Annotated in this window: 12 protein-coding genes; 5 read left to right on the top strand and 7 right to left on the bottom strand. The window is 67.6% G+C overall.

Annotation, left to right across the window (positions count from 1 at the left end):
- Window positions 1-23: 23 nt before the first annotated feature.
- The 4 genes from B5V46_RS03215 to B5V46_RS03200 all read right to left on the bottom strand — a co-directional run bounded on the left by B5V46_RS03215 (window position 24) and on the right by B5V46_RS03200 (window position 3,170).
- Complete coding sequence (locus tag B5V46_RS03215; RefSeq protein WP_080615249.1) at window positions 24-878, bottom strand: glycosyltransferase; 855 nt, start codon at window positions 876-878, stop codon at window positions 24-26.
- Between the two features lie 76 nt (window positions 879-954).
- Entirely contained in the window at window positions 955-1,608 is a 654-nt protein-coding gene (locus B5V46_RS03210) for a peroxiredoxin (protein WP_080615248.1), read from the bottom strand.
- 113 nt (window positions 1,609-1,721) lie between these two features.
- On the bottom strand, window positions 1,722-2,366 hold the full coding sequence (locus B5V46_RS03205) for an RluA family pseudouridine synthase (RefSeq protein WP_080615247.1): 645 nt from the start codon (window positions 2,364-2,366) through the stop codon (window positions 1,722-1,724).
- Between the two features lie 582 nt (window positions 2,367-2,948).
- Window positions 2,949-3,170 (bottom strand): hypothetical protein, encoded by a 222-nt coding sequence (locus B5V46_RS03200; RefSeq protein ID WP_080615246.1) that lies wholly within the window; start codon window positions 3,168-3,170, stop codon window positions 2,949-2,951.
- A 72-nt stretch (window positions 3,171-3,242) separates the two neighbouring features.
- Here B5V46_RS03200 and B5V46_RS03195 point away from each other — a divergent pair, with 72 nt between their 5' ends.
- From B5V46_RS03195 to pheS, 3 genes are all read left to right on the top strand, one after another.
- Window positions 3,243-3,569: a DUF1491 family protein gene (locus B5V46_RS03195; protein WP_080615245.1), complete on the top strand. Its 327-nt coding sequence runs from the start codon at window positions 3,243-3,245 to the stop codon at window positions 3,567-3,569.
- 62 nt (window positions 3,570-3,631) lie between these two features.
- Window positions 3,632-4,360 (top strand): DNA repair protein RecO, encoded by a 729-nt coding sequence (gene recO, locus B5V46_RS03190; RefSeq protein ID WP_080617932.1) that lies wholly within the window; start codon window positions 3,632-3,634, stop codon window positions 4,358-4,360.
- 69 nt (window positions 4,361-4,429) lie between these two features.
- Window positions 4,430-5,503, top strand: coding sequence for a phenylalanine--tRNA ligase subunit alpha (gene pheS / locus B5V46_RS03185; protein WP_080615244.1), 1,074 nt, complete (start codon window positions 4,430-4,432; stop codon window positions 5,501-5,503).
- A gap of 16 nt (window positions 5,504-5,519) precedes the next feature.
- Here the strand turns inward: pheS and B5V46_RS03180 are convergent, their stop codons facing one another.
- On the bottom strand, window positions 5,520-6,164 hold the full coding sequence (locus tag B5V46_RS03180) for a phosphoribosyltransferase (RefSeq protein ID WP_080615243.1): 645 nt from the start codon (window positions 6,162-6,164) through the stop codon (window positions 5,520-5,522).
- Window positions 6,165-6,187: 23 nt separating this feature from the next.
- A complete protein-coding gene (gene pheT, locus B5V46_RS03175) occupies window positions 6,188-8,587 on the bottom strand; it encodes a phenylalanine--tRNA ligase subunit beta (RefSeq protein ID WP_080615242.1) in 2,400 nt (799 codons plus the stop codon).
- A gap of 353 nt (window positions 8,588-8,940) precedes the next feature.
- On the opposite strand from pheT, the gene B5V46_RS03170 reads away from it, so the two are divergent.
- Both B5V46_RS03170 and B5V46_RS03165 read left to right on the top strand, forming a co-directional pair.
- A complete protein-coding gene (locus B5V46_RS03170) occupies window positions 8,941-9,285 on the top strand; it encodes an STAS domain-containing protein (protein WP_080615241.1) in 345 nt (114 codons plus the stop codon).
- Window positions 9,282-9,785 carry an ATP-binding protein gene (locus B5V46_RS03165; RefSeq protein ID WP_080615240.1) on the top strand — a complete coding sequence of 168 codons (504 nt, stop codon included), beginning with the start codon at window positions 9,282-9,284 and terminating at the stop codon, window positions 9,783-9,785. The genes B5V46_RS03170 and B5V46_RS03165 overlap by 4 nt, the downstream gene beginning before the upstream one ends.
- Window positions 9,786-10,789: 1,004 nt before the next feature.
- Here the strand turns inward: B5V46_RS03165 and bla are convergent.
- The gene (gene bla / locus B5V46_RS03160; RefSeq protein WP_080615239.1) at window positions 10,790-11,671 is read right to left on the bottom strand and encodes a class A beta-lactamase; all 882 of its coding nucleotides are present in this window, start codon (window positions 11,669-11,671) and stop codon (window positions 10,790-10,792) included.
- Between the last annotated feature and the right edge of the window lie 78 nt (window positions 11,672-11,749).

Here is an 11,749-nt window from a genome sequence, read left to right as displayed (position 1 = left end):
GCCCATCGGGAACCCCATCCCGGTCAGGCCTTCCCGCCGCGGCCTTCCGCAACGGCCTCGCCCTTGACGATGCCATCCGGGGTCCAGAAAACGTCGCTCTTGCGCGCGGCACGGATCAGCGCCTTGTGGCGGCGCATCTTCTCGGGGTCGGCATAGCCGCGCGGATGGTCGAGATGGATCAGCGGCGCGGAATAGCGCAGATGCACGCCCGTCACCCCGGCATTGTTCAGCCGCACACCCAGATGCTTGTCCTGCCCGCCATATTTGATGGTCTCGTCATAGCCGTTGATCCTGAGCAGATCCGCCCGCCAGACCGAGGCATTGGCGCCGCAAAGCGCCCGCGTCACCGGCGAGAGCCGGTCGAGCACGGCCATGACCGGCACCGGAAACGGCCGGGTCTTGAGCCAGGTCGACAGCTTGCGGATCGCGCGATGTTCCGACAGCCAGCGGCGATCGAAGACAGTGCCGTCCTGCACCAGCCCGGGGGTGACGGCGGCGGTGGCCTCGGCATCAAGTCGGATCAGGCTGCCGGTCGCGAAGCGACCCGGCCGGGTCAGCGCCAGATGCCGCCCGACGAAATCTGGATGGATCAGCACATCGCCGTCGATGAAGACGATGATATCGGCCGTTGAGCTGGCAATGGCCTTGTTCAGGATCGCGCCCTTCTCGAAGCCGCGATCCTCGTGCCAGAGATGGCGGAGGGTCAGCTCGGGATGGCGCGCGGCGAAGGCGTCGATCACCGCCTTCGTCTCGGGGCCCGAGCCGTCATCGGCGACGCAGATGCTGCCGGGCGCGACCCGCTGGCAGGCCACAGACTCGAGGCAGAGCGCCAGCGACCGCGGATTGTTGTAGGTCGAAAGGATCAGTTCGGATCGCATCGCGGGCCCCCGGGGACGTGACGCCCCCCAGATAGGCGCTCCCCCCGGCAAAGCCAAGCGGGAGGAGCGGCCGGGCTCAGCCGGCGTGCTTGACCTTGCGCAGATAGGGGAAGATCTCCTCGACCTCGCCGAACTTCGCGCGCGCCTCCTCGGTCGAGACCGAGAGGCCAACGATCACGTCCTCGCCGGGGCGCCAGTTGGCGGGCGTGGCGAAGGGGCCGGTCTTGTTGGCCTGGATGGCGTCGAGAACCCGCAGGATCTCGTCGAAATTGCGCCCCACGGTCATCGGATAGATCAGCATCAGCTCGATCTTCTTGTCGGGATTGATGATGAAGGTGGTCCGCACCGTGGCGGAATCGTTCGGCGTGCGGCCGTCGGGCAGATAGGCCTCGGCCGGCAGCATGTCGTAAAGCTTGGCGACCTTCAGCCCCTCATCGGCGATGATCGGGAAGGAGGCGTCGCAACCGGCATGGGTCTCGATATCGGCCTTCCATTTCGCATGCTCTTCGACCGGGTCGACCGACAGGCCGATGATTTTGGCATTGCGCCTGGCGAACTCGCCCGTGAGCCGGGCGGCGGCGGCGAATTCGGTGGTGCAGACCGGGGTGAAATCCTTCGGATGCGAGAACAGGACGGCATAGCTGTCGCCGATCCAGTCATGGAAGCTGATCGGACCGTCGGTCGTCTCGGCGGTGAAATTCGGGGCGGTGTCGTTGATGCGCAAGGACACGGGCGGGGCTCCTTTCGAAATGAGAAACGCGTTCCGCTCTTTAGATAGGTTCCAGTTGCTGCATGTGCATCCCCTTTTTGCTGCAGCTGCAAAAGCGACATGTCGCAGGGGTGTCAGAACGGCGCCCGGGAGGTGAAATTCATGCCTGCGCCGCCATCGGGATGACGCAGCCGCAGCGCCTCGGCATGCAGCATCAGCCTGGGCGCCTCGCGCGCCGGGCCTTCGGCATAGAAGGGATCGCCGAGGATCGGATGGCCCAATGCCAGCATATGCACCCGAAGCTGATGGCTGCGCCCGGTTTTCGGAAACAGTCGAACCCGGGTCGCGGTCTCTTCATGGCGGACGACGCGCCAGTCGGTGATGGCCGGGCGGCCGTTCTCGGGGTCGACCATCTGCCGCGGCCGGTTCGGCCAGTCGACGATCAGCGGCAGATCGACGGTGCCGGTCTTGGGCTCGAGCCGTCCCCAGACCCGGGCGAGATAGGTCTTCTTCGTCTGCCGCTTTTCGAATTGCAGGCCCAGATGGCGCTGGGCATGGGGGGTCAGCGCAAAGACCATGACGCCCGACGTATCGCGGTCGAGCCGGTGCACGAGCAGCGTCTCGGGAAAGACCGCCTGCAGGCGCGCCAGCAGGCAATCGGCCAGATCGGGCCCCTTGCCCGGCACGGAAAGCAGGCCCGGGGGTTTGTTCACCACCAGAAGCTCGTGGTCGTGATGCAGGATCTCGAGCGGCGTGTCGGGGGGCGCATAGCTGTCCATGCGCCGCGCGGTAGCCGGTTCGGTCCGCCGGTGCAAGTTCCGAGCGCCGGACGGACGAAACACCGGGGATCGCGGCCGGTCCTCTCCTGCGCCGCGCAAGGGCTCACGCCCCTGCGCCTCGGGATGCCCCCTCCGTGACATCCGGAATTGCGTCACGCGGCGGTCGGGTCTCGCGGAATGGCCGCCCAAAGCGTCTTGGTCTGATCTTCCTGACCTGGCGCATCTCGCGGGTCTCACGCCCCGGCCCTGCCCTCGTGCCGGTCCTGTCACCTGGACCAGACCTTGTTGCGGAGCCCAATTTCGGAAGGCGCCCCCTTGCCCTTTCCACGAGGAATGCGGCTGTTCGCTCAGGCGGGACGCGTCCCGCGGGCGGGACTTTGGGCAGGGGCTTTGCAGGCGCCATGCAGTCCCTGCCGGGCCGTGTCGGGGCTCTTTCGCCTCTGGAGCTCTTTCCCGCCTTTGAGGATGTGACCGCCCCCCTGTAACCGGGCGATGAAATCGCTTAAGGCCTCAGGATACGGGGCAGCCGAGAGCCGGTAGCGCGCCCGGTGGCCGGGCGCAGGCGACCGACTGCAGGCGGCCTCAGGCGTCGGACCCGCCGGTCCCGGAAGCCCCGCCGATACGGGTCATGAAATGCCGGATGATCAGCGCATAAAGCGCCGCGCACATCGCCAGAGTTGCGAAAAGCTGCAGGATGACGAGGATGGGCGCCTGCGACAGCCCGGTCAGGACGATGAGGTTCAACAGGATGCCGACCCCGAAGATCATCAGGAAGAACGGCGGAATATGGCGGATGGCCTTCATGGGTCGCGAGCCTCTTTCTGTAGCCTTCCCGCAGCCTAGAGCGAAGCGCCGGGCAGGCCAAGGGGAGGCGGCATGCGTCTGACCGCGGAATTCTGGGTGCAGGCCTATCTGGCGCGGCTGAGGCTCGAGGGCATTCCGGCCTTCGTGGTGGCGCATGGCGACGACACGGCCGGGGCGGTTCTGGTCAAGCTCAACACGCTCGACGGGCAGGCCCGCGCCTTTCAGCGCGCCTTCGATCTGAGTTCGGGCGAGCGGCGCTGGATGGAGCTGGCCGAAGGCGACGAGGCCGGGGTCGATGCCGCCATCGGGCGCCAGCGCGGCTTCGATCCGGATCTCTGGGTGATCGAGGTCGAGGACCGTGGCGGCCGCCATCTGCTGGATGCCGACGGGCTTGCGTGACGGCACCGCTACGTCATGGGTATTTTCGCCAAGAAGAAGACCGAAGCGGGGGTGAGGCGGTGATCGAGTGGCGTGACGAGGGGGTGGTGCTGGCGATGCGTCCGCATGGCGAGAGCTCGGCCATCGTCGATCTGTTCACCCCCGGCCATGGCCGCCATCCGGGCGTGGTGCGGGGCGGTGCGGGGCGGCGGCTGGCGCCGGTGCTGCAGCCGGGCGCGCAGCTCTCGGTGGTCTGGAGGGCGCGGCTCGAGGATCATCTCGGCGCCTTCGCGGTCGAGCCGCTGCGCAGCCGGCTCGGCCATGTGATGGGCGACCCGGCGGCGCTGGCCGGGCTCGATGCGGTGACGGCGCTTCTGGCCTTTGCCCTGCCCGAGCGGGCGCCGCATCCCGCACTTTACGCCCGCTCGGTCGCGCTGCTCGATCTTCTGGGCGAGGACGGGGACTGGCCGCTGGCCTATCTGCGCTGGGAAATGGCCCTGCTGGAGGAGATGGGATTCGGGCTCGATCTCGGCCGCTGCGCGGTCACCGGCGCGCGCGACGATCTGGTCTTCGTCTCGCCGAAAAGCGGCCGCGCGGTCAGCCAGGCGGGGGCGGGCGACTGGGCCGACCGGCTGCTGCCGCTGCCGCCCTGCCTGATGGGCCAGGGAGCGGCGCTGCCCGGCGAGATTGCCGCAGGGTTGCGCCTGACCGGGCATTTCCTTTCGAAACGGCTGGCGCCCGCGCTGGGCGACCGGCCGCTGCCCGGGGCCCGGGCGCGACTGGCGCGGCTTCTGGCGCGCGCATCGGGTTGAGCGGTGCATTTGCTTTCCTGGGGCGCTGTGCTATCGACGCCGCCGAACGGATGTGAAGGGGCGGCCCGCATGGACGATCTCAGGCAGAAATATCTTGGCGCGATTGCCGATGCGGCCGACGAGCCGGCGCTGGAAGAGCTGCGGCTGCAGGCCGTCGGCAAGAAGGGCGAAGTCAGCCTGAAGATGCGCGAATTGGGCAAGATGACGCCCGAAGAGCGCCAGCAGGCGGGCCCGAAGCTGAACGCGCTGAAGGACGAGATCAATTCGGCGCTGGCGGCCAAGAAGGCGGCGCTGGCAGATGCCGCGCTGAACGAGCGGCTTCGGGCCGAATGGCTGGACGTGACGCTGCCCGGGCGACCGCAGCGGCAGGGCACGATCCATCCGGTGAGCCAGGTCACCGACGAGATCACCGCGATCTTCGCCGATATGGGCTTTTCGGTCGCCGAGGGGCCGCAGATCGAATCCGACTGGTTCAATTTCGACGCGCTGAACATCCCGCCCGAGCACCCTGCCCGGCAGGAGCATGACACCTTCTTCATGTCCCGTGCCGAGGGCGACAACAGTTCGCCGCATGTGCTGCGCACCCATACCTCGCCGGTGCAGATCCGCGCGATGCAGGAGACCGGCGCGCCGATCCGGGTGATCGCGCCGGGCCGGGTCTATCGCTGCGACTACGACCAGACCCATACGCCGATGTTCCATCAGGTCGAGGGGCTGGCGATCGGCCGCGACATCTCGATGGCCAACCTGAAATGGGTGCTGGAAGAGTTCTGCCGCGCCTTCTTCGAGGTCGAGGGGGTGGAGCTGCGCTTCCGCGCCTCGCATTTCCCCTTCACCGAGCCTTCGGCCGAGGTCGATATCCGTTGCTCCTGGGCGGGCGGCTCGCTGAAGATCGGCGAGGGCGACGACTGGATGGAGATCCTCGGCTCGGGCATGGTCCATCCCAAGGTTCTGAGCGCGGCAGGCGTCGACCCCGCTGAGTGGCAGGGCTTTGCCTTCGGCATCGGGATCGACCGGCTGGCCATGCTGAAATACGGCATTCCCGATCTGCGCGCCTTCTTCGACAGCGACCTGCGCTGGCTGCGCCATTACGGCTTCTCGGCACTCGACGTGCCGACGCTGCAGGGCGGTCTGAGCGCCTGATGCGAGCGGCGCGGCGTCAGCGCCGCGCCCGCACCCCGTCGAGCAGCCGGGCCGCCTCGTCATCCCCGACCGGAGCGAAATCGGCGTAATGGGCGGCCGTGCCGCGGAAATCGCGGGGGGCGTCCAGAAAGATCAGCCGGTCGGTCATCCCGCGCATCTTCCAGACCACCTCCTGCGGGCCGACCGGGACCGCCAGCCAGATCTCGAGCGGACCGCGATTGTGCAGCGCCCGCAATGCCGCGCGGACCGAGGCACCGGTCGCAAGCCCGTCGGCGACAAGGATGGCAGTGCGGCCCGAGACCTTTTCGGGCGCGCGGCCGCCCAGAATGCGGCGGCGCGCCTCGGCGATATCGGCAAAGCGGGCCTCGACCTCGGCTGCGAGATCGGCCTGGCTCAGTCCTGCGGCGGCAAGGATATCGGCCTCGAGGACGACCTCGCGCATGGCGCCATCGACCACCGCGCCCACCGCGCGCTCCGGATCGCCCGGCATCCCGATCTTGCGCACGAAGGTCAGATCGAGCGGACAGCCCAGCGCCTCGGCCACGGGGACCGCGACCGGCACGCCCCCCGGGGGCAGCGCCAGCAGCACGGGGTTTTCCGGGGCCGCGGCCAGAACCTTCTCGGCCAGCAGCCGTCCGGCCGCCTCGCGGGACTGAAACATCGCCTCGTCCTCCCTTGCGCGGTTCAGCGCCGGAGCGTGCCGCCCGTCGCCTTCTCGACCTTGGCCACGATCTTCTGGCCGACCGCCTCGATATCCTTCTCGGTCAGGGTCTTGTCGGTCGGTTGCAGCCGCACGGTGATCGCCAGCGACTTCTTGCCCTCGCCCAGCGCACCGCCGACGAATTCGTCGAAGACCCGGACCTCCTCGATCAGCGCCTTGTCGGCCCCGGCCGCGGCATTGACCACGTTGATCGCCTCGACGCCCGCATCCAGCACGAAGGCGAAATCGCGTTCGACCGCCTGCAGGTCAGAGACCGTCAGCGCATCCCGCGTGGCACTCTTGCGCCGCGGCATCGGCGGTTCCTCGACGAAGACGGTGAAGGCGACCGCTGGGCCCTTCACATTCATCTCGGCCAGCACCTTCGGATGCAGCTCGCCGAAGGTCGCGAGCACCTTCTTGGGCCCGAGGCAGATCCGCCCCGAGCGGCCCGGATGCCACCAGCCCGGCGCCTCGCGCAGGATCTGCGCCCTGGCGGGGGCACCGATGGCGGCCAGCACCGCCTCGCAATCGGCCTTGGCATCGTAGAGATCGACCGGCCGGCGCGAGCCATAGGGGTCGCGCGGCGCCGAGGCGCCGACCAGAAGCCCCGCCGCCTGGATATGCTGTTCTCCCGGTTCGGCGCCCTGGAAGGCGGGGCCGACCTCAAAGAGCGCCAGATCGGCGAAGCCGCGCGCCTGGTTCCGCGCCGCAGCCTGCAACAGCCCCGGCAGCAGGTCGGGCCGCATATGGCTCATCTCGGAGGAAATCGGGTTGTCCAGCGCCATCGCATCGCTGCCGCCGCCGAACAGGGCTGCACTGGCCCGGTCGACGAAGGAATAGGTGACGCATTCATTATAGCCAAGCGCCGCGCAGGTCCGCCGCGCGGCCGAAGAGCGACGCTGCATGGGCGTCAGGATCGCGGTCGGCACACCGGGCTGCGGCCGCGCCATCGGCCGGCCCTCGAGCCGGGTCAGCGAGGCGACGCGGGCCACTTCCTCGACCAGATCGGCCTCGCCTAGCACATCGGGGCGCCAGGACGGCACATGCGCCATGTCGCCCTCCATCCGGAAGCCAAGGGCCGTCAGCGTGGCGCGCTGGGTCTCGGCCGGGATCTCCATGCCGACAAGGCTTTCGACCCGGTCGGTATCGAGTCGATAGGCCCGCGCCATATCGGGGACAGCCCCCGCGACCACCACATCGGAGGCCTCGCCGCCGCAGAGATCCAGAATCATCCGGGTCGCGGCCTCGATGCCCTCGGGCGTCCAGGCCGGGTCGATGCCGCGTTCGAAACGGTAACGCGCATCCGAATTGATCTTCAGCGCGCGGCCGGTCATGGCGGTGCGGATCGGGTCGAAATAGGCGGCCTCGAGGAAGACATCGACAGTCTCTTCGGTACAGCCCGTCGCCTCGCCGCCCATCACGCCGCCCAGGCTCTCGACACCGGTCTCGTCCGAGATCACGGTCATGCCGGGCTCCATGACATAGGTCTTGCCGTCGAGCGCGAGGAATTCCTCGCCGCCCTCTGCGGCATGGACCCGGAGCCCCCCGGCGAGCCTGGCGATGTCGAAGACATGAAGCGGCCGGTTCATGTCATAGGTGAAGTAGTTGGTGATATCGACCAGCGCCGAGATCGGCCGAAGCCCGATCGCCCTCAGCCGCTGTTGCAGCCATTTCGGCGACGGTCCGTTCGTCACGCCGCGGATTGCACGGCCATAGAAGACCGGGCAGGCGCGCGCCTGGGTCTCGGGGGCGATGGTCACGGCAACCGGACAGGGGAAGCTGCCCGCAACCGGCGCGACCTCGACCGGTTTCAGCCGCCCGATCCCGCGCGCGGCCAGATCGCGTGCAACGCCATGGATGCCCAGCGCATCGGGACGGTTCGGCGTGATCGCGATCTCGATCACCGGATCGACCTTGGCCGGATCGTTCGCCGCCAGCCAGTCGACGAAGCTCTGCCCGACCTCGCCCGAGGGCAGCTCGATGATGCCGTCATGCTCGTCCGACAGCTCCATCTCGCGCTCCGAGCACATCATGCCATGGCTCTCGACGCCGCGGATCTTGCCGACCTGGATGGTGATGTCGAGGCCCGGAATGTACATGCCGGTATGGGCGATCACGACGGTGATACCCTCGCGCGCATTAGGGGCGCCGCAGACGATCTGTTTCTCGCCCTGCCCGGTCGCGACCTGACAGACGCGCAGCCGGTCGGCATCGGGATGCTGCTCGGCGCTGAGCACCTTGCCGATGGTAAACTCCTGCAAGGCCCGGGCCGGGTTCTCGACGCCCTCGACCTCGAGCCCGAGGTCGGTCAGCGCATAGAGGATCTCGTCGAGCGTGGCCTCGGTCTCGAGGTGCTCCTTCAGCCAGGACAGGGTGAATTTCATCGTGGATGAGCCTTCTGGGGTCGCGGGTCGGGCCTGTCTCTAGCCCAAAGGGCGCTCTTGCGAAAGGGCCAAGGCCCGACCGGGCATGGCGCCGCAGCCGGGCAGCATCGAGCCTGGGCTCCCGGCCCCTCTGGCCGATCCGTGCCGGCGCCCGCCCCTGCCCCGCCCCTGCCCCAAGGGCCAGGCAGCGGGATCTCGTCCCTTCCCGGTTCCCGCACCGCCGGGCGCGGCGGCGGCACCGCAGAGAACCACCTCTTCCATGCCATTCTCCGGTCATTTTCCCCATCTACGATTACCGGACGGTAAGAAATGGCGTCTAGCCTCGCCGACATGTCAGCAGGAGACAGGACGGCATGAAACTGCACTCCCAACTGCGCGGCGACGCTCTTCACATTGTCGTCGACGAGGAGAGGATCGATTCAGCGGTCGCCATCCGGTTCAAGGAAGCCGTGCGCGAACAGGCGGCCGATGGTCCTGCCCGGGTCGTCCTGGATCTCGGCCGCGTCGATTTCCTGGACAGCAGCGGCCTTGGGGCCGTGGTCTCGGTGATGAAACTGATCGGACCGGAGGGCAAGCTCGAGCTGTGCAACCTCACGCCGAATGTCGACAAGGTCTTCCGCCTGACCCGCATGGACCGTGTCTTCACAATCCATGACGACCCGGATACCGCCTTCCCCGAAAGGCAAGGCATCGCATGACCCTGTCGCGCGCGCCCCATGGCGAGGCGCCCCGGGCGGCAAGGAACGCTTCGTCCCGTCGGACCGCCGAAAGCCAGCCTCCGCTCATGGTCGAGGCCACCCCGCTTGGCGTACGGGCCGCCCTGCTGGAAATGCGGGCACGCTTCGGCCCGTCGATGCCCTTTGACGGCTCGCTCGGCATGGCCGAGACCGTGCTGGCCGAGGTGCTGAACAACATCGTCGAACATGCCTATTCCAAGGATCGCCGCGGCCCGATCGAGCTCCGCCTTGTCCGCGATGGGGTCTGGCTCCGGGTCGATGTGCGCGATTACGGTCGCCCGATGCCCGATGGCAGCCTGCCCGAGGCAGAGAGGACAGGCGCGGATATTCAGGCCGAGACCGCCCCGGAAGGAGGGTTCGGCTGGTTCCTGATCCGCGCCTTCGCACGCGACCTCGACTACAGCCGCAACGGCCAGCAGAACCGGCTGACCTTCTCCGTGCCGTTGAAAGAAGAAGGCTAGACCGCAGCACAGGCCGCAAAAAAACCGCCAAACCTCCCCCTGCAGGCCCAACTCCGATGAGACACTGCAATCGTAGCTGCAATTGGCTTCCCTCGGCGTCACGTTCAATATCAGCCCCCACCCAGAACGTGGCGCCGAGGTCTTTCCCGATCGGTCCTTGCCCCCAGTCGCGCATGATCAGAAGGCCCCCTTCCCCGTGAAGCCCGGCCTGGAGAAGACAGCGCATGAGGGTCGTTGCCGCATCGAGGACTTCAGGCCTTTCAAGGTCGTTGCGCCAGATCTCTGACCGTCGGGGGGTCCCATCGTGGCACCACGCGGTCAGACGAAAGACACAGGCAAACCAGCCCCCACCCGTCATCGCAGTCCGGTCCTGTTATCTCGCTTCGCGGCGCAGGCGCGGGTCAAAGTCGATCCGTTCGGGCAAGCAGACATCCTGGCGCGCGTCGCATGATGGCAGCGCCCTGCGCTGTGCTTGGCTGCGGCGATCCGTTTTGTCCGTGGGCCAGGGGCTTCGGCGAATTGCCGCCAATGCAGACTGCTGGAATGCGGCCGGCTTGCTGCATCTTGCCCCTTCCCCACCGGCCCCTCTCACGATGGGCAATGAGGCACTGACCGCCAGTGGCTCGGGGAGACAAGCGAATGGCATCGCGTTCCCGGGCTACGGCCGATCGCAGGCCCGCAAGCATGCTGCGGCGCCCCGACAGGCGCGGCGCAAGGTCCAGCGGCGATGGATCCCTCCCATTGTGCCCTCAAGACGCGGCCGTCCCAGGCCGAAACGACGACAGCCCGACCGCCCCGGTCCCGCCAAAGCAGGTCCCCGGAGAAGGTCGTTGGCGGCCATCAGCGGCAGAACCGCCGATGGCGCCGAAAACGCGCGACGCGGCCCGGCACCTCACGGGCGATCTTGGGAAGAGGCCTTTCTCGATGGCACAGGCCGCATAGCGCCACATGGACGCTGACGGCATCCTGCCCGGCGCGATGACAGAGCCCCGGGCAGAAGCGTTTCAATCGCGCATGACCGCCATCACGGCGCGGCCGATATCTTGCAGGGCACGGTTACGTGTCTGGGCATCGGCATCGACATCCGAGACGAAGATGGTGACGATCCAGGGGGAGGCGTCGACCGGTGTGACCAGCGCAACGAGGTTGCGCGTATGGGTGCCGCTGCCGGATTTGTCGAGGATCACCCAGCCCTCCGGCGCCTCGGCGCGCAACAGATTGCCGGTCACCCCGCCCTGGCTCATCCACGCCGCCAGCTGAGTGCGCGAAGACCGGGACAGGACATCCCCCAGCAGCAGCCCGCGCAGGGTTTCCGTCATGGCCGCCGGGGTCGTGGTGTCGCGCAGATCGGCGGCGTTGAAGGTATTCAGCGCGGGTTCGGTGCGGTCCAGCCGGCTGATCCTGTCCCCGGCGCTGCGGAAGAACCGGGTCACGGCCTGCGGACCGCCCAGATGCTCGATCAGCAGGTTTGCGGCCGTATTGTCGCTCATGTCGATCGCGGCGAGGCAAAGCTCGGCGATGGTCATTTCGCCACCAGCCCGTTTCTTCGCGACCGGCGCATAGTCCAGAAGGTCCGATTTCCGGACCGGCAGTTCGGTTTGCAGCGACAGCTCTCCGGCGTCGCGACGGGCCAGCACGGCCCCGCAAAGCGGAACCTTCATCGTGCTGTTCATCAGGAAGCGCTCGTTCTCACGATGCGTCCAGGACAGCCCCGAACCGGTATCCACCAGCGAAACGCCGACGCGGGCGCCAAGTCGGCTTTCCACCCGTTCGACGGTATCCGCGAGCGTTTCCAGAGAGGTTTGCGCAAGGGATGCGGAGGCCAGAGACAGGCCGAGAGTGAGCCCTGCCGCGACACGCGACAGGACGGATGCGGTAAAGCGCATGGGATCGTCCTTTTTGAGCTTCGCGCCTGAGGCGCTCGGGGAAAGACATCATGTGATGTCATGACGAACCTAATATTT

The organism is Rhodovulum sp. MB263, assembly GCF_002073975.1.
In the GTDB taxonomy this organism is placed as follows: Bacteria; Pseudomonadota; Alphaproteobacteria; order Rhodobacterales; family Rhodobacteraceae; genus Rhodovulum.
This window is presented reverse-complemented; position numbering and strand designations above follow the sequence as displayed.